Annotated in this window: 29 protein-coding genes and 1 riboswitch; of the genes, 21 read left to right on the top strand and 8 right to left on the bottom strand. The window is 66.6% G+C overall.

Going from position 1 to position 24,548, the window contains the following annotated elements:
* Positions 1–210 precede the first annotated feature (210 nt).
* The 6 genes from B4K74_RS12590 (at position 211) to B4K74_RS12565 (ending at position 3,736) form a co-directional block, all read left to right on the top strand.
* Positions 211–1,122, top strand: coding sequence for a peptidylprolyl isomerase (locus tag B4K74_RS12590; protein WP_123286235.1), 912 nt, complete (start codon positions 211–213; stop codon positions 1,120–1,122).
* Positions 1,119–2,504: a bifunctional glutamate N-acetyltransferase/amino-acid acetyltransferase ArgJ gene (gene argJ / locus B4K74_RS12585; protein WP_286693229.1), complete on the top strand. Its 1,386-nt coding sequence runs from the start codon at positions 1,119–1,121 to the stop codon at positions 2,502–2,504. The genes B4K74_RS12590 and argJ overlap by 4 nt, the downstream gene beginning before the upstream one ends.
* Before the next feature lie 18 nt (positions 2,505–2,522).
* Complete coding sequence (locus B4K74_RS12580) at positions 2,523–2,789, top strand: ribbon-helix-helix domain-containing protein (RefSeq protein WP_123286233.1); 267 nt, start codon at positions 2,523–2,525, stop codon at positions 2,787–2,789.
* Positions 2,779–3,084: a type II toxin-antitoxin system RelE/ParE family toxin gene (locus B4K74_RS12575; RefSeq protein ID WP_286693228.1), complete on the top strand. Its 306-nt coding sequence runs from the start codon at positions 2,779–2,781 to the stop codon at positions 3,082–3,084. The genes B4K74_RS12580 and B4K74_RS12575 overlap by 11 nt, the downstream gene beginning before the upstream one ends.
* Positions 3,081–3,485 carry a (deoxy)nucleoside triphosphate pyrophosphohydrolase gene (locus B4K74_RS12570; RefSeq protein WP_286693227.1) on the top strand — a complete coding sequence of 135 codons (405 nt, stop codon included), beginning with the start codon at positions 3,081–3,083 and terminating at the stop codon, positions 3,483–3,485. Before B4K74_RS12575 ends, B4K74_RS12570 begins: the two co-directional genes overlap by 4 nt.
* 74 nt (positions 3,486–3,559) lie before the next feature.
* Positions 3,560–3,736: a Flp family type IVb pilin gene (locus B4K74_RS12565; RefSeq protein WP_286693226.1), complete on the top strand. Its 177-nt coding sequence runs from the start codon at positions 3,560–3,562 to the stop codon at positions 3,734–3,736.
* Here the strand turns inward: B4K74_RS12565 and B4K74_RS12560 are convergent.
* Positions 3,733–4,611, bottom strand: a complete 879-nt coding sequence (locus B4K74_RS12560) for a methyltransferase domain-containing protein (protein ID WP_286693225.1) — start codon at positions 4,609–4,611, stop codon at positions 3,733–3,735. The genes B4K74_RS12565 and B4K74_RS12560 overlap by 4 nt on opposite strands.
* Between B4K74_RS12560 and B4K74_RS12555 the strand changes: the two genes are divergently transcribed.
* The 6 genes from B4K74_RS12555 to B4K74_RS12530 are packed head-to-tail and all read left to right on the top strand — an operon-like array spanning position 4,610 to position 8,341.
* Complete coding sequence (locus B4K74_RS12555; RefSeq protein ID WP_286693224.1) at positions 4,610–5,419, top strand: ComF family protein; 810 nt, start codon at positions 4,610–4,612, stop codon at positions 5,417–5,419. The genes B4K74_RS12560 and B4K74_RS12555 overlap by 2 nt on opposite strands.
* A 60-nt stretch (positions 5,420–5,479) precedes the next feature.
* Positions 5,480–5,737: a glutaredoxin 3 gene (grxC, locus tag B4K74_RS12550; protein WP_286693223.1), complete on the top strand. Its 258-nt coding sequence runs from the start codon at positions 5,480–5,482 to the stop codon at positions 5,735–5,737.
* A gap of 9 nt (positions 5,738–5,746) precedes the next feature.
* Positions 5,747–6,595: a carbon-nitrogen hydrolase family protein gene (locus B4K74_RS12545; protein WP_286693222.1), complete on the top strand. Its 849-nt coding sequence runs from the start codon at positions 5,747–5,749 to the stop codon at positions 6,593–6,595.
* Positions 6,592–7,017, top strand: a complete 426-nt coding sequence (locus B4K74_RS12540; protein ID WP_286693221.1) for a DUF1178 family protein — start codon at positions 6,592–6,594, stop codon at positions 7,015–7,017. The genes B4K74_RS12545 and B4K74_RS12540 overlap by 4 nt, the downstream gene beginning before the upstream one ends.
* Positions 7,018–7,019: 2 nt before the next feature.
* Positions 7,020–7,835, top strand: coding sequence for a DUF6597 domain-containing transcriptional factor (locus B4K74_RS12535; RefSeq protein ID WP_286693220.1), 816 nt, complete (start codon positions 7,020–7,022; stop codon positions 7,833–7,835).
* Between the two features lie 29 nt (positions 7,836–7,864).
* Positions 7,865–8,341 carry a DUF6265 family protein gene (locus B4K74_RS12530; protein ID WP_286693219.1) on the top strand — a complete coding sequence of 159 codons (477 nt, stop codon included), beginning with the start codon at positions 7,865–7,867 and terminating at the stop codon, positions 8,339–8,341.
* On the opposite strand, the gene B4K74_RS12525 is transcribed toward B4K74_RS12530, so the two are convergent.
* The gene (locus B4K74_RS12525) at positions 8,338–8,550 is read right to left on the bottom strand and encodes a hypothetical protein (RefSeq protein WP_286693218.1); all 213 of its coding nucleotides are present in this window, start codon (positions 8,548–8,550) and stop codon (positions 8,338–8,340) included. The two genes, B4K74_RS12530 and B4K74_RS12525, sit on opposite strands and share 4 nt — an antisense overlap.
* A gap of 98 nt (positions 8,551–8,648) precedes the next feature.
* Entirely contained in the window at positions 8,649–9,452 is an 804-nt protein-coding gene (gene ubiG / locus B4K74_RS12520; RefSeq protein WP_286693217.1) for a bifunctional 2-polyprenyl-6-hydroxyphenol methylase/3-demethylubiquinol 3-O-methyltransferase UbiG, read from the bottom strand.
* Between the two features lie 53 nt (positions 9,453–9,505).
* Between ubiG and B4K74_RS12515 the strand changes: the two genes are divergently transcribed.
* The 7 genes from B4K74_RS12515 to B4K74_RS12490 all read left to right on the top strand — a co-directional run bounded on the left by B4K74_RS12515 (position 9,506) and on the right by B4K74_RS12490 (position 16,628).
* Entirely contained in the window at positions 9,506–10,765 is a 1,260-nt protein-coding gene (locus tag B4K74_RS12515; protein WP_286693216.1) for an aspartate kinase, read from the top strand.
* A gap of 117 nt (positions 10,766–10,882) precedes the next feature.
* The gene (gene ptsP, locus B4K74_RS12510) at positions 10,883–13,084 is read left to right on the top strand and encodes a phosphoenolpyruvate--protein phosphotransferase (RefSeq protein ID WP_286693215.1); all 2,202 of its coding nucleotides are present in this window, start codon (positions 10,883–10,885) and stop codon (positions 13,082–13,084) included.
* Positions 13,085–13,329: 245 nt separating this feature from the next.
* Positions 13,330–14,310: a helix-turn-helix domain-containing protein gene (locus B4K74_RS12505; protein WP_286693214.1), complete on the top strand. Its 981-nt coding sequence runs from the start codon at positions 13,330–13,332 to the stop codon at positions 14,308–14,310.
* 70 nt (positions 14,311–14,380) lie between these two features.
* Positions 14,381–15,526, top strand: a complete 1,146-nt coding sequence (ispG, locus tag B4K74_RS12500; RefSeq protein ID WP_286693213.1) for a flavodoxin-dependent (E)-4-hydroxy-3-methylbut-2-enyl-diphosphate synthase — start codon at positions 14,381–14,383, stop codon at positions 15,524–15,526.
* A gap of 42 nt (positions 15,527–15,568) precedes the next feature.
* Positions 15,569–15,751: a hypothetical protein gene (locus tag B4K74_RS12495; RefSeq protein ID WP_286693212.1), complete on the top strand. Its 183-nt coding sequence runs from the start codon at positions 15,569–15,571 to the stop codon at positions 15,749–15,751.
* Positions 15,751–16,032, top strand: coding sequence for a type II toxin-antitoxin system RelE/ParE family toxin (locus B4K74_RS13510; RefSeq protein ID WP_353743796.1), 282 nt, complete (start codon positions 15,751–15,753; stop codon positions 16,030–16,032). The genes B4K74_RS12495 and B4K74_RS13510 overlap by 1 nt, the downstream gene beginning before the upstream one ends.
* Positions 16,029–16,628 carry a glutathione S-transferase N-terminal domain-containing protein gene (locus B4K74_RS12490; RefSeq protein ID WP_286693211.1) on the top strand — a complete coding sequence of 200 codons (600 nt, stop codon included), beginning with the start codon at positions 16,029–16,031 and terminating at the stop codon, positions 16,626–16,628. Before B4K74_RS13510 ends, B4K74_RS12490 begins: the two co-directional genes overlap by 4 nt.
* A 21-nt stretch (positions 16,629–16,649) precedes the next feature.
* Here B4K74_RS12490 and B4K74_RS12485 read toward each other — a convergent pair whose 3' ends face one another.
* Complete coding sequence (locus tag B4K74_RS12485; protein ID WP_123285964.1) at positions 16,650–17,426, bottom strand: sulfite exporter TauE/SafE family protein; 777 nt, start codon at positions 17,424–17,426, stop codon at positions 16,650–16,652.
* A gap of 183 nt (positions 17,427–17,609) precedes the next feature.
* Here B4K74_RS12485 and prfA point away from each other — a divergent pair, with 183 nt between their 5' ends.
* Together prfA and thiC are read left to right on the top strand one after the other, a co-directional pair.
* Entirely contained in the window at positions 17,610–18,677 is a 1,068-nt protein-coding gene (gene prfA, locus B4K74_RS12480) for a peptide chain release factor 1 (RefSeq protein WP_286693210.1), read from the top strand.
* A 35-nt stretch (positions 18,678–18,712) separates the two neighbouring features.
* A riboswitch (TPP riboswitch) is annotated at positions 18,713–18,819 on the top strand.
* A 156-nt stretch (positions 18,820–18,975) separates the two neighbouring features.
* Positions 18,976–20,877: a phosphomethylpyrimidine synthase ThiC gene (gene thiC, locus B4K74_RS12475; protein ID WP_286693365.1), complete on the top strand. Its 1,902-nt coding sequence runs from the start codon at positions 18,976–18,978 to the stop codon at positions 20,875–20,877.
* Positions 20,878–20,906: 29 nt separating this feature from the next.
* Here thiC and B4K74_RS12470 read toward each other — a convergent pair whose 3' ends face one another.
* The 4 genes from B4K74_RS12470 to B4K74_RS12455 form a co-directional block, all read right to left on the bottom strand.
* Positions 20,907–21,893, bottom strand: coding sequence for a retron St85 family RNA-directed DNA polymerase (locus tag B4K74_RS12470; protein ID WP_286693209.1), 987 nt, complete (start codon positions 21,891–21,893; stop codon positions 20,907–20,909).
* A 2-nt stretch (positions 21,894–21,895) separates the two neighbouring features.
* Positions 21,896–22,867: a retron St85 family effector protein gene (locus B4K74_RS12465; protein ID WP_286693208.1), complete on the bottom strand. Its 972-nt coding sequence runs from the start codon at positions 22,865–22,867 to the stop codon at positions 21,896–21,898.
* Between the two features lie 199 nt (positions 22,868–23,066).
* Entirely contained in the window at positions 23,067–23,204 is a 138-nt protein-coding gene (locus B4K74_RS12460) for a DsbA family oxidoreductase (RefSeq protein ID WP_286693207.1), read from the bottom strand.
* Positions 23,205–23,502: 298 nt separating this feature from the next.
* Positions 23,503–24,189, bottom strand: coding sequence for a DsbA family oxidoreductase (locus B4K74_RS12455; RefSeq protein ID WP_286693206.1), 687 nt, complete (start codon positions 24,187–24,189; stop codon positions 23,503–23,505).
* Positions 24,190–24,548: the final 359 nt, after the last annotated feature.

The raw sequence follows: 24,548 nt of genomic DNA, 5'->3' as shown, positions 1-24,548 counted from the left end.
GCCATCCCGGCGGAGGCCTTCGCATCATCCGGCGCCGGAGGGGCAAAAACCCCGAAACCCGGCCACGCGAACGGTGGAAACCCCTCGACTTGGGCGCAGGCGGGACTTAAGCACCGGCCTTATCCCTGTCAACGCGAGGGGCATTCAGCCGGACTTTCCCGGACACGCCCCAAAGGCCGTATTCCCTTCGCCCGGACCGAGGAGCGCCGCATGCGACTGTCGTCCAATCCGTTTGTGTTTCTTTTGACCGCCCTGATGCTGGCTCTCACCCTTGCGGCCTGTAGCGGGGATCGGGGCAGCGACCGCCCGCCGGAACCGGGTGACCAGGCCGTGGCCCGGGTCGCGGGCGAAACCATCTGGGCCTCGGACGTCAAGCGCGAGGCGGTGGCCCAGGGCCTGATCGGCGAGGGCGAGCCCCTGGACGTCACGTCCAGCCTGTTCCGCCGCGTTCTGGACGAGGTCATCGACCAGAAGCTGCTGGCCCGCGAGGCCGAACGCCGGGGTCTGGACGAGAGCCCGCTGGTCCAGCGCCGTCTTGAGGTCACCCGCGACCGTATCCTCGGCGATGTGCTGGTCGAGGCGGTGGTCAACGGCACCATCACCGATCAGGCCGTCGAGGCGCTCTATCAGGAGCAACTGCGGCTGGCCCGGTCCTCGGAAGAGGTCCGCATCCGCCTGATCCTGTCGCGCACCCGCGAGGAGGCCGAGACCGTCATGGGCGTTTTGGGCACCGGCGCCGCCTTCGAGGCCGTGGCCGCCGAAAGCTCGATCGATGAGGCCACCCGCTTCTCGGGCGGCGACCTGGGCTATCGCACCCTTGATGTTCTGCCCGAAGCCTTCGCCAACGCCTTGCGTGACAAGCCCGCGGGCTCGACCGTTGGCCCGTTCCAGACCGAAGGCGGCTGGGCTGTCGTCCGGGTCGAGGATCGCCGGCGAGAGACCCCGCCCACGCTTGAACAGGCCCGCCCCCAGATCGTCCGCTATCTGACCTATGAGGGCGTGCGCCAGCTGCTGGAGGGGCTGCGCGGCCGGGCCGATGTCGAATTCCTGCTCGGCGCCGAGCCCGAATCTACCGTCGAGGAGCCGGCCTCGGCCCCTCCGTCCGCAGGGACCGGCGAATGAAGCCGCCCAAGCCGAAATCCACCGGCCGCTCCTCGCTGGAAAAGGCCTTTGATCCCTTCACCGCCGCCTTGAAGCGCGGCGCCAAACCGGCCGACCCGACCCCTGCGCCCGCAGCACCGGGCAAGCCGGGGCTGGAAATCTCGCCGCTGGCCGTCCCCTTCCCGGTCATCGGCACCGTTGGCGGGGTCGAGATCGCCACCGCCCGGGCCGGATTCTACAAACACCAGCGTGACGATCTGGTGGTGTTCCGCTTTGCCCGGGGCACCAGCTGCGCGGGGGTCTTCACCCGACACAAGATCGGCTCGGCCCCGGTCGACTGGTGCCGCCGCCATCTGGACGGCGACGAGGGCGGCAAGGACGTCCGCGCCCTGGTCGTCAATGCCGGTTGTGCCAATGCCTTTACCGGCAAGCCCGGCGCGGATGCCGCCCGGCGCACCGCCTCCGAGGTCGCCAAGCGCTTCGGCTGTCGCCAGCGCGATGTCATGCTGGCCTCGACCGGGGTGATCGGCGTCACCCTCGACGACCGCAAGATCGCCACCCGCCTCGGCGAGGTCGAGACCCGGCTCGACGCCGACACCCCTGCGTCCGACCAGTGGACCGCCGCCGCGCGCGGCATCATGACCACCGACACCTTCCCCAAGGGGTCGTACGCGGAATGCAGGATCGAGGGCCACACCGTCCGCATGGCCGGGATCGCCAAGGGCTCGGGTATGATCGCGCCCGACATGGCGACCATGCTGGCCTTCATCGTCACCGACGCCGACATCCACCCGAACGTGCTTCGCGCTATGCTGGGCCTGCATGTGCGGACCACCTTCAATTCGGTGACGGTCGACGGCGACACCTCGACCAATGACACCTGCCTGCTGTTTGCGACCGGGGCTTCGGGCGCGCCGCGCATAGGCCGGGTCGGTGATCGTCGGCTCAAGGACTTTTCCCGCGCCCTCGACGGCGTCATGCTCGACCTCGCCCATCAGCTGGTCCGCGACGGCGAGGGCGCGACCAAATTCGTCAAGGTCACGGTGGACGGTGCAGCCTCGCCTGCCTCGGCCCGCAAGCTGGCCAAGTCGATCGCTGACAGCCCGCTGGTCAAGACTGCGCTTGCCGGTGAGGACGCCAACTGGGGACGGGTGGTCATGGCCGTCGGCAAGACTGAGGAGCCCGTCGACCGCGACCGGCTCGCGATCCGCTTCGGCCCCCATGTCGCAGCCGTCGACGGCGCCCCGTCGTCCACCTACGACGAGGCGAAGATGAGCGCCTATATGAAGAATGCCGAGATCGACATCACCGTCGACGTCGGCGCCGGCCGGGCCTCCGCCACCGTCTGGACCTGCGACCTGACCAAACGCTACATCGAGATCAACGGCGACTATCGGAGCTGATTGGAGTAGGATCAGGCCATGAGCGCAAAGCCTCGCACCGTGGCGGTCGACCCCGAGACCGCCTCCATTCTGGACAACGCCGTCGCCTCCGGCCGTTTCACTTCGACCGAAGAGGCGCTCGGTCATGCCGTTCGCGCGCTGGACACGCGCCATCGCGCCGTTTCGTATCTGAACGCCATTGCCGACGAAGCCCTCGCCGACATGGGTGACCTCGTGGACCTCCCGACCGTCCGCACCCTTTCAGATGAAGCGATCAACGGGGCCGCCGCCAAACGTGGCGCGTGAGATCGTCTATCGTCGCAGAGCGCTCTCGGAACGCATTGCCCTGTTGACGGGCATTGCCCTGGAAAGCCCGCAGGGAGCTCGTGCTGTCGAGGCTGCCATGGACCGGTCGATAGACCGCGTATCCGTCTTCCCGGAAAGCGCACCCCTGTTCGACATTGATCGACCCACACTGCGTATCCTGACCATCCGCCGCATAGCAGCTGTGCTCTACACCTTCGACAGCCATCGCCTGATCGTCCTTCGCGTCCTCTACGCACGCCAGGACCTTGATGCCGTACGAGACAGCCTCTCATGACCCTCCCCACCGTTCTCGTCGTCGCCGTGGCCCTGATCGATGGCGATGGAAGGGTGCTGATCGCCCAGCGGCCCGAGGGCAAGCAGATGGCCGGTCTGTGGGAGTTTCCCGGCGGCAAGGTCGAGCCGGGCGAGCGGCCCGAGGCGGCCCTGATCCGCGAACTGCGCGAAGAGCTGGGCATAGAGGTCAGCCAGAGCTGCCTGGCCCCCTTTGTCTTCGCCAGCCACGCTTACGAAAGCTTTCACCTGTTGATGCCACTGTATCTGTGCCGACGCTGGTCGGGCACGGTCGTGGCGCATGAACATGCCGCGCTGAAGTGGGTGAGGCCGAACCAGCTGTCGGACTGGCCCATGCCGCCGGCCGATGAACCCCTGGTCGCCTGGCTGCGCGACCTGCTCTGACGATCAACGCGCTTTCTTAACCGAAAACCGCTTACACTTTTCGGGAAAGCGCTCAGCCACCACGGGAGGGGGCCATGCTGTTGCTACGCCGCTTCCTCAAGGACGACTCCGGGGCCACCTCGCTGGAGTACGGCCTGATCATCTCGCTGATCTTTCTGGTCATTCTGTCGGCCCTGACCGCTTTTGGCGGTTCCGGGTCGGGCATTTTCAACACCGCCATGAACACGCTGAAGACCGCGATCGGCGGCTAGCCGTTTCGCGGCGCCACCCGAAACCCGGGCGCCACCGACCCCGGCTTCAACGGCTTCGGCTGATCGGGCGAAGGCGCCCAGCCGGTCAGGAACAGGGTCTCGAACGTCGCCTGCACCCTCGGCCGCGCATCGTCGCTCGTCACCGAATATCGCTCCTCATAGAGCCCCGCCGCCTGGGCCACCGTCCGGCGCGACAGGGATGGCTTCGGCCCCTCTGGCGCACCCGCCTCGCCCATCCCCCGCAGGTCCCGGACCAGAACACTCATGTCGCGGTAGCGCACCGCCACCGTATCCCCGTCGACCACGGGCAGGGCGAACCCGGCCCGCTGCATCAGACCGGCCGCATCAAGGGCGTCGGCAAAGGGCGAGACCCGCGGCGCCGCCCCTCCCGTTTCCTCCAGCTCGGCCCGGGTCAGCACATCGCGCAGCTCGATCAGCGTCCCCGCCCCGAACATCGCCCCCAGAAACAGACCATCCGGCTTCAGCGCCCGCCGGATCTGGCTGAGCGCCCCCGGCAGGTCATTGGCCCAGTGCAGGCCCAGCACCGAGACGATCAGATCGACCGACCCGTCCTCCAGCCCCAGCGCCCCCTCGCCCGGCACGACCCGGTCGGCCAGCGGCACCGGCGTGGTCACCGGCCCCAGCCGCGCCGCCGCATCATGGTCGGCCAGCACCTCGGCGAAGATCCCGGCGCGCGGCGACAGATCGACGACGACGGAGAAGTCGCGCGGAATGGCATCCAGACTGTCCGCCAGCCCCTCGGCCGCGCGCCGGTGCAGAAAGTCGACCGGCGTCCCGGCACGCTCGGCCCGTTGCACCCGCGCCTTCCTGCGGGCAGGGTCGAACAGACGAGGCGGAGCGGACGTGGGGGTCATGCGGATCGATATGGGGGCTGAGGGCGACTTCTGGAAAGCCGGTCCGGGCGCGCGTGTCCAGTCTTTCGCACGCGCCTTCGGGCGTGGACTGGCCGATCTGATCCTGCCGCCGCCCGAAGCTCCGGGCCCCGCCGGCCGCATCGGGGCGGCCCTGACCTCGGCGGAATGGTCGCGCATCACCTTTCTGGAGGACCCGGTTTGCGACGGCTGCGGCGCGCCCTTCACCGTCGACTCCGGCGATTTTGCCGAAGGTCGTTGCGCGCCCTGCCTCGCCCATCCGCTGGCCTTCGGGCGCGCCCGCGCGGCCTGTCTCTATGACGACGGATCACGCCCGCTGATCCTGCGGTTCAAGCACGCCGACGATCAGCCTCTGGCCCCGCTGTTCGCGCGCTGGCTGTCGCGCTCGGCCCGCCCCCTGCTGGAGCAGGCCGACGCCGTGGTGCCGGTGCCGCTCCACCCCTCGCGCCTGCTGTCCCGCCGCTTCAACCAGGCCGCCGAGATCGCCCGACCCCTCGCCCGCGCCGAACGTCTCGACTATCTGCCCGACAGTCTGGTGCGCCGGGCCGCCACGGCCTCTCAGGGGGGCCTTGGCGCCCGGGGCCGCAAGCTGAATGTGAAGGGGGTCTTCTCCGTGCCCGAAGAGCGCCGGGGCCGTCTGCGCGGCCGGCGCATCCTGCTGGTCGATGATGTGCTGACCACCGGCGCCACGGCCGAGGCCTGCGCCCGCGCCCTGCTGGACGCCGGGGCCCGCGCCGTGGACCTCGCCGTCGTTGCCCGGGTGCAGACCGCCCGCACAATGCCTAGATAGGGGAACAATCCGCCCGTCCGGGGGCTCATCCCCCATCTGCAACCAACGGAGTAACCGCCAGTGTCCGACGTCGTCCTCTATACCAAACCGGGCTGCCCCTACTGCATCTCGGCCATGATGCTGCTCAAGAAGAAGGGCGTGGACTATCAGGAGGTCGTCGCCTCCAACGACCCCCAACTCAAGGCCGAGATGACCGCAAAGTCGGGCGGCCGGGCCACCTTCCCGCAGATCTTCATCGGTGACCGCCATATCGGTGGCTCCGACGACCTGCACGCCCTCGACGCCCGCGGCGGACTGGACCCCCTGCTGGAGGCCTGACACCCCGCCATGGCCGAGCCGCTCGACATCGCCCTGATCCAGACCCGCACGCCGGCCACCAGTGCGACCGGTCTGGATCACGTCGCGCCCCTGATCCGTCAGGCGGCAGGCGAAGGCGCCAGACTGGTCCTGACGCCCGAGGCGACCAACCGCCTCGAGCGGCGCAGCGAAGGCCGCGCCACCCTTCTGCCCGAGGCGGACGATCCTGCCGTGCAGGGCCTCGCGGCCCTCGCCCGTGACCTCGGCATCTGGCTGCAGGTCGGCTCGGTCATGGTGAAGGCCGAGGACGATCCGGCCGGTCGCGCCGCCAACCGCGCCCTGCTGATCGACCCCGACGGCCGCATCACCGCCCGCTACGACAAGCTGCACGTCTTTGACGTCGATCTCGACACGGGCGAGAGCTGGCGCGAGAGCAAGGTCGTTCGCCCGGGAGAGCGTGCCGTGGTGGCCGACACCCCGTGGGGCGGTCTGGGGCTTTCCATCTGCTATGATGTGCGCTTCCCCCAGCTCTATCGCGACCTGGCCAAAGCCCGCCCCGATGTCCGTATGATCACGGTCCCCGCCGCCTTCACCGTGCCCACCGGCGAGGCCCACTGGCAGGTCCTGTTGCGCGCCCGCGCCATCGAGACCGGTGCCTTCGTGCTGGCGGCGGCCCAGGGCGGAACCCACGAAGACGGTCGCGCCACCTGGGGCCGGTCTACTGTGGTCGACCCCTGGGGCAAGGTGATCGCCGCCCTCGATCACGACCGGCCCGGCATCCTGCACGCCTCGCTGGACCTTGATGCCGTGGACCGCGCCCGCCGCGCCATCCCGGCCCTGACCCACGACCGCCCCTTCCGCTCCGCGAGCGACGCATGATCCGCTACGCCCTTTCCTGTGCGGCTGACCACCCGTTCGAGGCCTGGTTCTCCAGCTCGTCCGACTATGACGATCAGGCCGCCCGGGGCCTAGTGGAATGCCCCTTCTGCGGCTCACGCGAGGTGGCGAAACAGATCATGGCTCCGGCCGTCGCCGGGACGAAGAAGCGCGCCGTCCCCGACGCGCCCCTCCAGACCCTGATGAGCGACATGGCGAAGAAGGTCCGGGCCCATGTCGAGGCCAATTTCGACTATGTCGGCGACACCTTCGCCCGCGAGGCGCGCGCCATCCACGAAGGCATCTCCGAACAGCGTGAAATCTATGGCGAAGCCACCGCCGAGGAGGTCAGGGCGCTCAAGGAAGACGGCATCCCCTGCGCGCTCCTTCCGGCTCCGCCGCCGGACCCGTCGAAGGCACACTGAGGGTGGATACGGGGGAGCGCTATCACGAGGTCGACCCGCCCGAGGCGCTCCGCCCCTGGGTGCGCAAGGTCTGGACCTACGCCTGTCCCCGGCCCAGCCGGACGATCCAGCGGATCGCCCCCGACGGCTGTCCCGAACTGATCCTCGACCTCGGCGATCCCTATGAAGAGGCCGACACCGACGGCACCTTTCGCCTGCAGCCTCACGCCCTGTTCGCGGGGCAGATGACCCGGCCCATCGCCATCCGCCCGACCGGACCCGTCGAGATGGTGGCCCTGCGTTTTCACCCCGACGGCGCGCGCGACTGGCTGGGCCAGTCCCTCCGCACCGCCACCGACCAGCGGCTGGACATGACCGCACGGCTTGGGGGCCTCTCGCCTCCGTCCGGCGATCCCGAGGCGCAGGCGCATGTGATGCTGGACTGGCTGGAGGGTGAACGCCGGACCGGGGCCTGGACCCTCGACCCGCGGGTTCGGGCCGAGGTCGAGGCCCTTCATGCCGACCAGCCCCTGCCGGCCCGTGATGCCGCTGCCCGCCGCGCCCTGCAACGCCGCTTTCTCGACCGGGTCGGCATCGCGCCGCGCACCCTGCGCTCGGTCATCCGCTTCCGGCGCGTCTTTGATCATGCCATGGCCGAGGACGCCGAGGGCTGGCTGGATGCCGGTCTGGGCGCCGGCTATTTCGACCAGCCGCAGCTGGCCCGCGACTTTCGCCGCTTCCTGGGCTGTACCGCCACCGAATGGGCACGGGAACAGGTCGAGCTGGCGCGCGCCATCGCGTCGCAAACCTACAAGCCCGGCGGGCCGGAACCGGTCTAGAACCGGGACATCGAAACCGGAGCCTCGCCATGTCCCTGCTGCCCGCCCTCGCCGCCGCATTTCTCTCCACGGCTACGCCCGTGCAGGATCCGATCGCTGGCCTAGGCTGGATGAGCGGCTACTGGCTCGACTGTTCGGACGGGCGCGAGGCGTCCGAGACCTGGAGCGATCCCCGCGTCGGCCTGATGGCCGGCCATGCCGTCACCGTGTCGCCGCAGGGGCGCGTCGGCTTTGAACTGGCCTTCATCACCACCCTGCCGGACGGCGGGGCGGTCTATGTCGTCAAACCCTCAGGTCAGGACGAGGTGCGGTTCACCCTGACTGCACAGGGCGAGGATTTCGTCGTCTTCTCGAATCCGGACAACGACTTCCCCACCCATATTCGCTACGAGCGCGATAGTGACGGGCTCAAGGCGCGCATCGACGGCGAGATCGCCGGCACGCCTCGCAGCGTCGAATGGCGCTTTGAGGCGGCCGCGCTCAATACGCGCTGCCCGACAGACTAGTCACGGGTCCAGCCGTGCCCGGCCATGCAGGTCTCGAAAGCCCGGCTGTTTACATCGGCGGTCTGACGGCACTGGTCGCGCGCCTCGTCGAACGGGGTGGCGGCCTTGGCGCGCCAGCCCTCGTCATGGCTCGCGTCGATGATGGTCACACAGGCCGAGGTGGCGAGGCCCGCAGCGATCAGGGCAGCGGTCAGAAGGGTGCGTTTCATGGGGATCATCTCCGGTAAAGCTTGAGCCTCACCCTTACGCCCCGGACCGCGCCCCTTCCCGTTACAAGTCTGAAATCTTGATGAAATCTCTGTAAGGTTCAGTCGCGCTGGGCGATCATCATATAGTTGATGCCGACGTCGCCGCTCTCCGAGAACCGGCCCGACAGTGGGTCATAGGTCACACCGAACGGTCCGCGCGCGGCCACGCCGGGCGCCGCCTCCAGCCAGTCCTTCAACGTCTCGGGCTTGATGAACTGGTTCCAGTCATGGGTGCCCGGCGGCACCCAGCGCAGGATGTATTCTGCCGCCACCTTGCCAAGCGCCAGCGACTTCAGCGTCTTGTTCAGCGTCGCCACAATCATCATCCCGCCCGGCGCGATCATGGCGGCCGTATCGTGCAGATAGGCGGCCGGATCGGCGACGTGCTCGACCACCTCCATGTTCAGGATCAGGTCGAACGGCGGCTCACCCGCCGCCATCAGGCCCTCGGCCGTGCCGTGGCGAAAGTCGATCGTCAGCCCCTGCGCCTCGGCATGCAGGCGCGCCGTGCCGATATTCTTCTCTGACGCATCGACGGCCGTCACTTCAAAGCCCAGCCGCGCCATGGGCTCGGACAGCAGGCCGCCGCCACAACCGATGTCCAGCAGCCGCAGCCCCTCGAACGGGCGCCGTGCCGTGCCGTCGCGCCCGAACCGCGCCAGCGCCTCGCGCCGGATAAAGCCCAGCCGCACGGGATTGAAACGGTGCAGGGGCGCAAATGGCCCCTTGGGGTCCCACCAGGTCTCGGCCAGCGCCGAAAAGCGCGCCACATCCGTCGGATCGACGCTGTACGTCGGACCCGAGGCCTGGCCCGGATCGGTTTTCGGTTTGCGCGGCCCGGCCGTGTCGTTAGAAGCGCCCATGGGCATGGCATGAACGCCCCCGACATCAGTTTCAAGAGAGGATCCCGGTCAGAATGACGCGCCTTGTGCTGAAGTTCGGCGGGACCTCCATGGGCGACCTTGACCGGATCCGGCGCGCGGCGCGGATCGTGGCCGCCGAATACAATGCCGGACGGCGTGTGGCCGTGGTTGTCTCGGCCATGGCCGGCAAGACCAATGAGCTGGTCGCCTGGACCGACGGCGCGGGCCGGCCCGCCCAGGGAATCGACCCCACCGATGACGAATATGACGCCGTGGTCGCCTCGGGCGAACAGGTGACAGCCGGCCTGCTGGCCCTGACGCTGCGCAATATGGGCCTGCGCGCCCGCAGCTGGATGGGCTGGCAGATCCCCATCCTGACCGACGACCAGCACGGCAAGGCCCGCATCATCGACATTCCGGGCGAGGCCCTGGGTCTGGCCGTCGACGGCGGCGAGATTGCCGTGGTGCCGGGCTTTCAGGGGGTGACGGCCGGCGGGCGCATCACCACGCTGGGCCGGGGCGGATCCGACACCTCGGCGGTGGCGGTGGCGGCGGCGCTCAACTGTCCCTGCGACATCTACACCGACGTGGACGGCGTCTATACGACCGACCCCCGCATCGAGAGCCGCGCCCGTCGGCTGGAGCGGATTTCGTACGAGGAAATGCTGGAAATGGCCTCGCTGGGGGCCAAGGTGCTCCAGACCCGCTCGGTCGAACTGGCCATGGCGAAAAAAGTGCCCCTTAGGGTGCTGTCCAGCTTCATTGAACCCGACGATCATGGCGTGCTTCCCGACAAGGGCGGCACCCTGATCTGCGACGAGGAAGAGATCGTGGAAAAACGTATCGTGTCCGGCGTCACCATGAGCCGCGACGAGGCCCGCATCACCCTTCTGGGGTTGGATGACCGCACCGACGCCCCGGCCGACGTCTTCACCCGCCTGGCCGAGGCCGGGGTCAATGTCGACATGATCGTCCAGAGTCAGTCGCGCACCGAAGGCGCGGTCAATCTGACCTTCACCACGGGCCGCCGGGATGCCACCCGCGCCGCCGAGCTGATGCGCGCGGCCCAGACCGACATCGGCTTTCAGGAAATCCGCCTCGACGAGGATGTGGCCAAGGTCTCGGTGGTCGGGGTCGGCATGCGCAGTCACGCCGGCGTCGCCCAGACCATGTTCCGGGCCCTGGCCGACAAGGGCATCAAATTCCAGGCCATCTCGACCTCGGAAATCAAGATCAGCGTCCTGATTGATGCCGCCTATGCCGAACTGGCCGTGCGCGCGCTGCATTCCGCCTACGGCCTCGAAGCCGTATAAGCATGGGAATATCGCCCGGGCCCCCTATCTATCGGGTCTGACGGAGGGGCCATGCCGACTGCAAGCGGATTGACGACACGAGGACCCAGGAACCTCCTGCGCCAGATCCGTGAGGCTATGGCCGGGGGCGGTCCCGCGCAGGAGCGGCTGGATCTGGTCGTGCGGATCATTGCCCAGACCATGGTGGCCGAGGTCTGCTCCATCTATCTGCGGCGCGCCTCGGGCGAGCTGGAACTGTTCGCCACCCAGGGCCTGAACCGCGAGGCCGTGCATAACACCCGCCTCAGCCCCGGCGAGGGTCTGGTGGGCGAGGTGGCCCGCGTGGCCGAGCCGATCAGCCTGTCGCACGCCCCCTCGCACCCGAACTTCTCCTACCGGCCGGAAACGGGCGAGGACCCCTATCACGCCTTCCTCGGCGCGCCCCTGCTGCGGGGCGGACGCGCCATCGGCGTTCTGGTCGTCCAGAACCAGTCCGCGCGTCGCTATGACGAGGACGAGATCGAGGACATCCAGACCATCGCCATGGTGCTGGCCGAAACGGTCGCATCCGGCGAGCTGATGGGCCTCGACGAACTGCGCGACGTCGAGGTGGCGCCGCACCGGCCTGAGCGCTTCAAGGGTCAGAAATTCTCGGACGGCCTCGCCTATGGCCACGTCGTCTTGCACGAGCCGCCGCTCCCGCCCGAAAAGCTGCTGGCCGACGACACCCCGCTTGAGGAAGAGCGGCTGAAGGCCGGGCTGGAGGCGCTCAAGGCCAATATCGACGCCATGCTGGACGGCAGTCAGGGCCTGTCCGGCCCCTCGTTCGAGGTGCTGGAAACCTACCGCATGTTCGCCGTCGACCGGGGCTGGAACCGCTCGCTGGAAGAGGCCGTCCGCTCGGGCCTGACCGCCGAGGCCGCCGTCGACCGGGTCCGCAACGAGCACCGCGCCCGCTTTGCCAAGGCCCGCGACCCCTATATCCGCGAGCGACTGCACGACCTCGAGGATCTGGCCAACCGCCTGCTGCGCGTGCTGGCCGGCGACCGCCCGGGCGAGCGCGACCTGCCCGAGGACACCATTCTGGTCGCGCGCAACCTTGGCCCCGCCGACCTGCTGGAGTATCCGCGCGAGCGGCTGAAGGGCCTGCTGCTGGAAGAGGGCTCGGCCGCCAGCCACGCGGCCATCGTCGCCCGCGCCCTGCAGATTCCGTGTGTGGGACGGATGGCCGGCATCCGCGACCGCCTCAGCGAGGGCGATCTGGTCATCGCCGACGGCGAAACCGGAGAGGCCTATCTGCGCCCCCGCCCCGATGTGCTGGAGGCCGTCCAGGCCCGCCTCGACCTGCGCAGCAAGCGTCAGGCCGAGTTCGCCCGATTGCGCGACACCCCGGCCATCACCCTCGACGGCAAGCGCATCCAGCTGCTGACCAATGCCGGACTCGCCGTCGATCTCGACAATCTGGACCAGACCGGCGCCGAAGGCATCGGCCTGTTCCGCACCGAATTCCAGTTCATGGTGTCCGAGGAACTGCCCCGGCTGGACGCCCAGACCAACCTCTATCGCAAGGTGCTGGACACCGCCGGCGACCGGCCCGTCACCTTCCGCACCCTCGACATCGGCGGCGACAAGGTGCTGCCCTATCTCGAGGCTGAGCGCGAGGAGAACCCCGCCCTCGGCCGTCGCGCCATCCGTCTGGGTCTGGACCGGCCGGGCCTGTTGCGGCTGCAGCTGCGCGCCCTGCTGTCGGCTGCCGAGGGCCGCGAGCTGCGCGTCATGTTCCCGATGATCGCCACGGTCGACGAATTCCGCGCCGCCCGCGAACTGGTCGATGTCGAGTGCGCCTGGGCCCGTCGGCGCGGCCGCAGCCTGCCCAGCCTGCTGCGGGTCGGGGCCATGATCGAATGCCCGTCCCTGCTGTGGCATCTGGATGCGCTTCTGCCCCTGACCGACTTCGTCTCGGTCGGCACCAATGACCTGCTGCAATATATGTTCGCCGCAGACCGCACCAATCCGCTGGTCTCGGACCGCTACGACCCCCTGTCGCCCCCGGCGCTCCGGGCGCTGGCCGAAATCCAGCGGAAATGCGCCGAGACCGGAACACCCGTCTCCGTATGCGGAGAACTGGCCGGCCGTCCGCTCGAGGCCTTTGCCCTTCTGACCCTCGGCTATACCCGCCTGTCCGCCCCCGCCGCCGGCGTCGGGCCGGTCAAGCGCATGTGCCTGTCGACCGATCTGGGCCAGGCCCAGCGCGCCATGACCAGCCTGCTCGGCCTGTCCGCCGGTTCGATCCGCAACGAGATAGAGTCCCTGGCCCGGAAGTTGAACGTCGTACTCTGAGCGTCCCGTCCTGAAACGGCCCGGATGCTTAACGGGACGTTGATCGAGGGGCCGCGATGGGTTATCCACAAGAGGATCGCAAAAGTCCTCCGGGGGGAGGCGAGAACCGTCACCCGGGTTTGTTAGGCACTGCGTCTTGGTTGAGTGCGGCATCACCGATGCCGATAGTTGGGTCGGGCCTCATGGCACTGGATACGGGGAGCATCCCCGACGAGTTTAGGGCACATCCCGACTGGAAGGACCCTGTGCCTCCCATCACGGATGCCGCGACTCTGGGTGACGGGCTTCGTGCAGCCCGCAAGGCCTCCAACCGCTCGCTCGAGGACATGTCGGCCATCACCCGCGTCCACGTCCGCTATCTGCGGGCGCTTGAGCAAAACGACACCTCCATCCTGCCCTCGCGGGTCTTCTCGATCGGCTATGTCCGTGCCTATGCCGGGGCGCTGGGCGTCGACGAACAACTGGCGGTCGAGCGGTTCAAGCGCGACGTGCCCGATCCCTCCGTTCCTCTTCAGGCCCCGGTTGGCATCGCCTTTGAGGAAGTCCGGCGCTATTCGCCGCGCATCATCGGTGTGCTGGCCATCATCGGCCTTGCGGTCCTCGGCTGGAACGTTTTCCAGCGCGTCAGCCTGATGTCGCCGACCCAGCCCTCCGATCTGGTCGCCGTGCCCGAAAGCTGGTCGGTCGGCTCGGCGCCCGGCACCGTCGCCCTCGACCTTCCCCAACCCGCACCGCCCGATCAGACCGTGCCCCCCCTCTATGTCACCCGCGGGCTTGAGACCGAGCTGACCGGCCTGACCGCCGCCGACACCGAAGCGGCCGCCGCCGCCGATGCCGGGACCGCGCCGGTGCAAAAGGCCTTCAACCCGCGCGGGGCCGTCTATGGCGCCGCCGCCACCGCCTCCCAGGTTGTCCTCCAGGCGCGCAAGCCGACCATTCTGGTCGTCCGCATGTCCGACGGCCGCGTCCTGTTCGCCCGTCAGCTGGCCGCCGGCGAAGCCTGGCGCGCGCCGGTCGGCGTCCAGGCCGTCATCGACGTCGCTGATCCGTCGGCCTTTGATGTCTATCTGAACGGCGAACACGGCGGCCGTCTGGAGCAGGCGCTGACCCCTCTGTCCCAGCTCAATCGCCGGGCCGAGACCCTCGCCCGTCAGGCCACCGAGGCCCTGACCCGCCGCACCGAAGCCGCCGTCCGCGCGGCCCAGGCCATGACCACGGACGGCTGACCACCCGGACGCGTCGGCGACATCGTGCGCCGTGGCAATCGGCGTCGATAAGGACTATCTGAACCTCGCCATGTCCGAGCTCTCCCACGTCCGCCCCTGGCGCCATATCGAGCGCCGCCCCAGCCGCCAGATCATGGTCGGCAATGTCCCCGTGGGCGGCGGTGCGCCGATCACCGTCCAGTCGATGACCAATACGCCGACCTCGGACGCGGCCGCCACGATCGAGCAGATCCGCCAGCTGGAAGAGGCCGGGGCCGACATCGTCCGCGTCTCCTGCCCCGATGAGGACTCGACCGCCGCCTTCCGCCAGATCGCGCGCGAGGCCCGGGTGCCGCTGGTCGCCGACATCCACTTTCACTACAAGCGCGGCATCGAGGCCGCCCAGGCGGGCGCCGCCTGCCTGCGCATCAATCCCGGCAATATCGGCTCGCCCGACCGGGTGCGTGAGGTCGTTCAGGCCGCCCGCGATCACGGCTGTTCCATGCGGATCGGCGTCAACGCCGGCTCGCTGGAACGGGACCTGCTGGAGAAATACGGCGAGCCCTGCCCCGAAGCGATGGTCGAGAGCGCCCTCAACCACGCCCGCATCCTGCAGGACCACGACTTTCACGAGTTCAAGATATCGGTGAAGGCCTCCGACCCCTTCCTGACGGTCGCCGCCTATCAGCAGCTGGCCGACGCCATCGACTGTCCCCTGCATCTGGGCGTGACCGAGGCCGGGCCCCTGCGCTCGGGCACGATCAAATCCTCGATCGGCCTCGGCAACATGCTGTGGTCGGGCATCGGCGACACCATCCGCGTCTCCCTCGCCGCCGATCCGGTCGAGGAGATCAAGGTCGGTTTCGACATCCTCAAGTCGCTGGGCCTGCGCCACCGGGGCGTCAACATCATCGCCTGCCCGTCGTGCGCCCGTCAGGGCTTCAACGTCATAGAGACGGTCGGCATCCTCGAGGAAAAGCTGGCCCACATCACCACCCCCATGTCGCTGTCGATCATCGGCTGTGTGGTCAACGGCCCGGGCGAGGCCCTCTACACCGACGTCGGCTTCACCGGCGGCGGCAAGGGCGCGGGCATGGTCTATCTGAACGGCAAGATCGCCCATAAACAGGCCAACGAAGGCATGATCGACGAAATCGTCGCCCGCGTCGAAGCCAAGGCCGCCGAGCTCGATGCCGCACGGAAGGTTGAGTCGGCGTCGGAAGTCGCTGCAGAGTAGCAGCCCGTTGCAGCCTTGGCGGCAAGGGCGCATTCTCCCTGCATGGCCAAACTCGATCCCATCGTCAGCGAATTCGCCACGACCGAAGAGGCCGAGGCCCATGATGCCTGGGTCCGTGCGAAGGTCGAGCAGTCGCTGGCGGAGCCCGGGCCTGACATTCCGCACGATCAGGTCATGGCCGAGATTCAGGCCATGCTGGACGCCAAGGCCAAGCGGACCGGCTGATGCTGCCCATCGTCTGGCGGCCTGCGGCTCGGCGAAACTGGCATGCGATTATAGACTACGTCAGCGACCATAGTCCGCAGGGGGCAAACACGCTGAGGGCCCTCCTCGACCAAACCCTCGCGCAAGTCTCTGCGCATCCGCGATCAGGTCGCGAGGGCCGCGTCCCGGGTACGCGCGAAGCCCTCATTCATCCGAACTATATTCTGGTCTACCGTGTGGAGGCGCACCAGATACGCCTCATCAACGTCCTGCACTCAGCCCGACGGTACCCATCGCCATGAAACTCTACATCTCCACCCCCTCCCCCTATGCCCGCCTGTGCCGGGTCGTGGCGCGCGAGCGCGGCCTCGCCGACCGCATCGAGGAGGTGGTGGCCGATCCCTATTCTGACGATCCGGGCCTGATGAGCTCCAACCCGCTAGTTCAGGTCCCGGCCCTGATCGCGGGCGACGGCCTGCCGCTGACCGACAGTCCGGTCATCTGCGAGTGGCTGGATGCGCACGGCACCACCGGCCCCCGCCTGCTGCCGCCCGAGGGGCCCGAGCGCTGGCGGGTCCGCCGGCTGCAGACCCTGGCCCACGGCGCGCTGGAAATGGGCGTCAAGCGCGTGCTGGAGCGCCGCCGCCCAGAAAGCGAGCAATCGCCGTCATGGATCGAGCGTTGGACCCGCAACATGCACCGCTCGTTCGACGCGCTGGAACAGGCCCTGCCCGACGGTGACGCGCTCGATCTCGGCGTCATCGCCACCGGCGTCGCCACCACCTGGACCGGCTTTCGCCACCCGGACATCGACTGGCGCGCGGGTCACCCCCGCCTGGTCGCGCTCACTGACCGGCTTGAGGCCCGCGACAGCTTTATCCAGACCCACCCGGCCTGAGCCGGTCCCGTCGGTTTTCGTTCAGGGCGCGATCCCGGCCAGCTGCAGGGCCTGATAGCCGGCAAGCAGGATGATCAGCCCGCCGACCCCGTAGGTCAGGATCTTTGCCGGCACCCGTTTGGTGATCCAGCCCGCGAACGGGGCGGCGATCAGCCCGCCGACGATCAGCCCGCCGATGGCCCAGGCGTGGTTCTCCAGCGCGCCGCCATCCCACCTCCCGGTCAACAGGGCCACGAGGAAGGCGGCCGAAATGGCGCTGGTGACCAGGAGTTCGGCGGAATTGACCGTGCCGATGGCACGGCGCGGCTCGGTCCCCGCCCCGACCAGAGTCGAGGTCACCGTCGGCCCCCAGCCACCGCCGCCGATGGCGTCGAGAAAGCCGCCGACCACGCCCAGCGGCCCGCTGAGCCGGGGCGGGAAGATGCGATTCCGGATGTTGTGCCCCGCCCGCCAGAGCACCCAGGCTCCAATCAGCAGCAGATAGACCAGGATGTACGGCTTGATCCTCTCGCCGGGGACCCCGGTCAGCACATAGGCGCCGACCACTCCCCCGACCACTCCCCCGATGGCGAGGGGCCAGAACAGGGGCCACAGGATGTTCCGGTGCGCGATGTGCGAGGCGGCCGAGGCGCCACCGGTAAAGATCTTGGCGACATGGACGCTGGCCGAGGCGGTCGCGGGCGGCACGCCGAAGGCCAGAAGGACGGTATTCGCGATGACGCCATAGGCCATGCCCAGCGCGCCATCCACCGACTGGGCCAGCAGCCCGACCAGCAGGAACATCAGGAAGGTGTCCAAGAGAGCTCCGCGACCGGCCGCATCACCACCGTCCACACAACGGTCGGCTTCGATTATAGCTTCGCACTTGCCGGGCGTCTCATGGGAACCCTGAGCGTCTCATTATTTGCCGCAGCGCGTCCGGCCTTGGTATCCACCGCCCCGTCGCGCTAAAGCACCGGCTTCGTCCAACAGGAGCTTCCCTTGCGACTTCCCCAGGCCCGTCTTGATCAGGTGATTGACCGCTTCCAGCAGGTCGAGGCGCGCATGGGTGCGGCCACCGACGGTCAGGAGATCGTGCGTCTGTCCAAGGAACATGCCGAGATGAAGCCCATCGCCGACGCCGTCATGGCACTGGCGAAAACCCGGGAGGAAATGGCCGACCTCGAGACTATGACCTCCGATCCCGAAATGGCCGAGATGGCCGCCGACGAGTTGCAGACCCTCAAGGACAGCCTGCCCGAGATGGAGCGGGGCGTGGCCCTGCTGCTGGCCCCCCGCGATGCCGATGAACAGGCCTCGGCCGTGCTGGAAGTCCGCGCCGGCACCGGCGGCGACGAGGCCGCCCTGTTCGCCGGCGACCTGTTCCGCATGTACTCGCGCTATGCCGCCAACCGCGGCTGGAAGGTCGAGCTGGACTCGGCCACCGAAGGCGAGGCCGGCGGCTACAAGGAGATCATCGCCACCGTCTCCGGCGAAGGCGTGTTCGGTCGGCTGAAGTTCGAATCCGGCGTCCACCGGGTGCAGCGCGTGCCGGTCACCGAGGCCGGCGGTCGCATCCACACCTCGGCTGCCACCGTCGCCGTCCTGCCCGAGGTCGAGGATGTCGAGATCGAGATCCACGACAAGGACATCCGCATCGACACCTTCCGCGCCTCCGGCTCGGGCGGCCAGCACGTCAACAAGACCGATTCCGCCGTGCGCATCACCCACCTGCCGACCGGCATTGTCGTGACCAGCTCGGAAAAGTCCCAGCACGTGAACCGCGACAAGGCCATGAAGAACCTGCGCGTCCGCCTTTATGACCAGCAGCGTCAGGCCAAGGATCTGGCCCGCTCCGACAGCCGCAAATCCCAGGTCGGCTCGGGCGACCGGTCCGAGCGCATCCGCACCTACAACTTCCCGCAGGGCCGGGTCAGCGATCACCGCATCAACCTGACGCTGCACAGCCTGCCGCAGATCCTCGAGGGCGACCTCGACCCCCTGCTGGACGCCCTGATCGCCGAGGACCAGGCCGCCCGCCTCGCCGACCTCGAGGCCGAGTTCGCCTGACCCCTTTCGCGGCCGTCCCATCCGGCCTATCGTGCCCGCGTTCTCCGGGGGGCCGCGCAAGGCGGCTGAGATAGGACCGCGTCCTGACCCGTCGAACCTGATCCGGGTCATGCCGGCGAAGGGATGGGAACGGGCGGTCTTCACGCCCGCAATCTGCCTGACGTCGGCGCCCTCATACCGAGAGGCTGCCATGAACATCCACGTCCCCGCCGACAATTCCAGCGCTCCTGAGGCTCAAGCAGCGAGCGACCGCGTCGCGAGCGATAGCCTCGCTCTAAAGGACGCGCGCGAGGCGGTGATGAAGGAAACGGGGACGATCCCCACCGGCGAGCGGGCGGGCAGCCGCAAGGTCTATGTGGCGGGAGAGCTCTACCCCGACATCCGCGTCCCCTTCCGCGAGGTCGCGGTGCACCCCAGCGCCAATGAGCCGCCGGTGACCATCTATGACTCCTCAGGCCCCTACACCGACCCGGCGGTCACCATCGACATCAAGAAGGGCCTGCCCCTCGTCAAATCCAGCTGGCAGCTGGACCGCGGCGACATCGCCCCCGTCGCGAACCCGCGCGAGGTCAAGCCGGAAGACAACGGCCATGCGTCGGGCCGCCACCTGGCCCCCCGTTTCGACACCTCGCACCACAAGGTGTTCAAGGGCGTCCCCGGCCGTCCGGTGACCCAGCTGGAATACGCCCGCGCCGGCATCATCACGCCCGAGATGGAATATGTCGCCATCCGCGAGAACCTGCGGAGAGAAGTGGCGAGAGACGAGTGGCGAGTGGCGAGTGAAGAGGGCCAGACCATCACCCTCGCCGACGGCTCCACCCTGCCTGTATCCTCCTCGCCACTCGCCACTCGCCACTCGCCACCCCGGGACGGCGAGAGCTTCGGTGCCAGCATTCCGGACTACGTCACCCCGGAATTCGTCAGAAGCGAGATCGCCCGCGGCCGGGCCATCATCCCGCACAACATCAACCACCCCGAGGTCGAGCCGATGATCATCGGCCGCAACTTCCTGGTGAAGATCAACGCCAACATCGGCAACAGCGCCGTCCTGTCCTCGGTCGATGACGAGGTCGACAAACTGGTCTGGGCCACCCGCTGGGGCGCCGACAATGTCATGGACCTGTCGACCGGCCGCAACATCCACAACATTCGCGACTGGATCATCCGCAACTCCAGCGTCCCGATCGGCACCGTCCCCATCTATCAGGCGCTGGAGAAGGTGAACGGCATTGCCGAGGACCTGACGTGGGAGGTCTATCGCGACACCCTGATCGAACAGGCCGAACAGGGCGTGGACTATTTCACCATCCACGCCGGCGTCCGCCTGCCCTTCGTGCCGATGACCGCCAACCGCGTCACCGGCATCGTCTCCCGCGGCGGCTCGATCATGGCCAAGTGGTGCCTCAGCCATCACCGCGAGTCCTTCCTGTACGAGAATTTCGCCGAGATCTGCGAGATCATGCGCGCCTATGACGTCAGCTTCAGCCTCGGCGACGGCCTCCGCCCCGGCTCCATTGCCGACGCCAACGACGAGGCCCAGTTCGCCGAGCTGCGCACGTTGGGGGAGCTCACTAAAATTGCTTGGGAAAATGGCTGTCAGGTCATGATCGAGGGCCCCGGCCATGTGCCCATGCACAAGATCAAGGCCAACATGGATGAGCAGCTGAAGCACTGCCACGAGGCGCCCTTCTATACGCTCGGGCCGCTGACCACCGACATCGCGCCGGGCTATGACCACATCACCAGCGCCATCGGGGCTGCCATGATCGGCTGGTTCGGCACGGCCATGCTCTGCTACGTCACGCCCAAGGAGCACCTCGGCCTGCCCGACCGTCAGGACGTCAAGGACGGCGTCATCACCTACAAGATCGCCGCCCACGCCGCCGACCTGGCCAAGGGCCACCCCGCCGCCCGCCTGCACGACGACGCCCTGTCCCGCGCGAGGTTCGAGTTCCGCTGGGAAGACCAGTTCAACCTCGGCCTCGACCCCGAAACCGCCCGCAAATACCACGACGAGACCCTGCCGAAAGAGGCCCACAAGACCGCCCACTTCTGCTCCATGTGCGGCCCCAAATTCTGCAGCATGAAGATCAGCCAGGACATCCGGCGGGATGCCCAGGCCGAAGCCGCCGAAAAGGGCATGCAGGAAATGAGCGCGAAATTCCGGGCGGGGGGCGGGGAAATCGAGGTGAAGGTGTGAGAGATGATCTGCTGCTAGGCGTGCCGAGATTATAGGTCATCGTCGGGTAAAGGATTTATCCGCCCGAACCCTTTGCGTTGGATAGCGCTAGAGCACAGACGCGAAATTAGATCGTCGCCGTAGCGCTGCTTCAACTTCTCGATAAAGCCTTTCTCGACGCCATCGACGAAGGCAATCAAGCCAGCGAGACGAATGGCCGCATCAACATCCAACTCGCCCTTCGCGAACCGGTTCACCCCCGCTCGAACCTGTCTCTTGCGGTATTGCCCGGCAGTGACGCGGCCATCTAGCGATATCGTCAGGCCTGTAACGTGACGCCCAAACTTGGTAGTAACGAAGCGAGTTTTATCTCCATGAATAGCCAGAGATGGATACCGAATATCTCGAATGGTTTTCGCTACAACCGACTGGACACCCTGCAAGAAACCAGTACGCGGTGCTGAAAAGGTTAGATCATCAGCATATCGGGTATAGGTAACATACATTTCGCCGACCCTCTCGAAAATGAGCTCATCAAACTGATGCAATAAAATATTCGAAAGCGCCGGAGACGATGGAGCTCCAATCGCTAGTGACAAAGGGCGTCCCTTCGCCACTCTACGAAATAGCAACTGCTCACTGAGGTTGATGTCATCTTCAGAAACTAGAACGCCAGAGTTCCTACAATAGGACGTCCAATCCGGACCCTTTATGGATGGGAAGAAATTTCGGAAATCCATCTTCAAGATGGGGCCGTTCTCAGCGTGAGGGGTCACGTTATCCCGAAGCGACATTCCCGTTCGATACGCTGTCGCACATTTATGGATGGGAAGAGTAGAGAGGACGAGTTCGTTGAAAGCTCTCTGCAGAAGTTTCACCTCGCGGGCAGGCTGGGCTATTTCGCGGACGCTAACGCCATCAGCCTTGAAGACTTTGAATGTCTTATACATTCTGGGCGCACGGAGAGATATGGAGCGCACGTCATAGGGAGAGAGCCCGGATATGCGTGAAAGGCCGAGAACGAGGTCACTTTCCACGGTCACTTACTCCAACTTGAAGTTATGGAAGCAAATCTGTCCGGCTCAAATGTCTTCCAGTACTCTCTGATATCAGATCTCCAACGTCGCCGGTCTTTGACCCTTCCATCTGGGTTCATTTTAAAGGTCACCGAAAATCCAGACGTCGTAGACGTTATATACTCGCCATAATCTCGTCTATCTCTTATAGCCCAACCCATATTCTCGGCACAGAATATGTAACGATTGATTTCTGTATCTTCTATATCTATAGACATAGACTGTAATATGTACCAAATTTCCTCAACGGTAAGAGCTCCATAGTCCTCCAAAAGACCCGTGATCAGTTTGATCAAGTGTCCTGAGAGCTTGGGGTCAAAGGTTCTATGTTTTAGAGGTTGGTTCAGGCGAAGATCGAGCGCTCGGCCGATAGCCGATGCAAATCGGTCGCGATCAATGTCCTTTCCTTTCATTGCAACTGAACTTAGCCCCATCTCCGCTGTTTGGAGGACAAACACAGAACCTTTTGGGAAAGATTTCTCCAGAAACGTTATAATACCGTGCCTGATAAAACTTGGGCTGTTATACTTATCGTGGTCGATAACCACGAGCAGAGACTGGACAATTTCTGGATCCACCACAAAAGCCCCTAGCTCAGCGAATGCGCCAGGGCTCTCGCAGAACAGCATCGTCACTTCTGATATTCTAGCGATATCCAGCTCAAGAGTGAGCCAGTCTTGATAGTGCTCCCTAAAAAGGAACCCATCGATTGATTCTGCCTTTTTATATTGGTGCTTATCGAGCCCAGCTTGTCGCTTCCTGTCGGATACGGCATCATCGATAATCTCAAAGAACGCGTCGCGTCTGGTTAGATCATCAGGCCGGTCATCCGCGGTCGTCCCGCCACAGACGAATACAGCTTTGACAGGAGCTCCCACTTTAAGAGAGCTCCTGTCCCAGATCTCGAAGATATCGGCGAGATTGCCAGCGATCACTTACCCGTGAGGCGCGGAAGAGCGCGTCTCCTGTGAGAGCGTAGCGTCCACGGCAGAGGCGAACAGGAGATGCGCTCTTCCGCGGCACATAGAAATCACCAATCGAATGAGATCGCAGCGAAACGCTGGACCAAGCACTAACGGTGCTAAAAGCGTAAGTGGAAGATGAGGATGTCGCCAAACCAGAGTGCCGTCAAGGCTAAGCTCGATGAGTCCCCTCCCCCGCGATCTTCCGCAGCGCCTCTTCGAACACCGCCGCCGGCTGGCCGCCGCTGATCAGATATTTGCCCTCCACCACCACGGCGGGCACGCCGGTGATCCCCTTCTCTTTCGTCATCCTCCGGCAAGCCGCGCCTGCGCGGCGCAGACCCGGGGGACCCAGCGGCCTGCGCGAGCAGGACCCTGTCACGGACTCGGGCGTCGAAACTGGCGCGGCGGACGCATTTCGCCTTCGGCGCCGCTGGGTCCCCCGGTCTCGCTACGCTCGCCGGAGGATGACGAAAGAGAGGACTGCGCCCCTCCCTTCCCCGTTTCCGCTGCGCGGCCGGGATGAGGACGAAAGCAGAGGTGTGCCCCCCGCACCGCCCCCGCTGTGCTCTCTGTGCCTTCCTCTGTGGTCGCTGTGATGAACCGCTTCAGGTCCCCTCCCCCGCGATCTTCCGCAGCGCCTCTTCGAACACCGCCGCCGGCTGGCCGCCGGAGATCAACCACTTCCCCTCCACCACCACGGCGGGCACGCCGGTGATGCCGCGCGCGCGCCACAGGGCCTCGGCGTCGCGGACCTCGGCGGCATAGAGGCCGTCGGCCAGCACCGCCTGGGCCTCCGCCCGGTCCAGCCCGGCCGCCTCTGCGGCATCGGCCAGCACCTCGGCGTCGCTCAGGGGAAGGGTGTCGGTAAAGTGGGCGCGGAACAGGGCCTCTTTCAGCGCCCTCTGTTCGGCCAGCCCGATCGTGCCCGCCCATTGCAGCAGCCGGTGGGCGTCAAAGGTGTTCCAGATGCGGCTGTCCGGCCCCATCCGCATCTCAAAGCCCTTGCCGTCATCCGGCCAGGCCTCCGCCGCCCGGTCGCGGATCATCGTGCGGTTCTTCGCTGACTGCTCCGGCGTGGCGCCGTATTTGCGGCCGATGTGCTCGGTGATGTTCTCCCCCTCGGGCGCCATGTCGGGGTTCAGCTCGAACGGCTGAAAGCGGATCTCGGCCGTGATCCCCTCGGCCGCCAGCACCCCCAGCGCCGTCTCCAGCCCGCCCAGCCCCACCACGCACCAGGGACAGACGACGTCCGAGACAAACTCGATCTGCAGAGGTTTGGGCGATGCGGTCATGGGGGGCTCCTTTGGTCCTAGATGGGGGCTGTCGGCGCGCGCAAAAGGCCGGTCGTGTCGCCCGTCATCCGCGAAGCGGGTTCATCACAGAGATCACAGAGAGCACACAGAGAAACACAGTGACCTCAGACCCGCACCGCCCCCCGCCGTGCCCTCCGTGCCTTTCTCTGTGTTCTCCGTGATGAACCCCCTGCCTTTCCCCCGCACACCTACCCGCCGTTTTCGCAATCCTTTCAAGGCCCGCGCCCGTTCCCGCACCCTTCTGCCCGACCGGGTCGCCGGGTGGCGTAAGCTGTCCGGTTAGCCACTCCCCCGAACGACGGAGGCGCAATCCAGACCCTTCAGACGGTTCAGACGGT

This window comes from Brevundimonas sp. UBA2503 (genome assembly GCF_002341485.1).
GTDB lineage: Bacteria > Pseudomonadota > Alphaproteobacteria > Caulobacterales > Caulobacteraceae > Brevundimonas > Brevundimonas halotolerans.
Note: the sequence above shows the minus strand (reverse complement) of the source record. Positions and strands in the feature narration are given on the sequence as shown.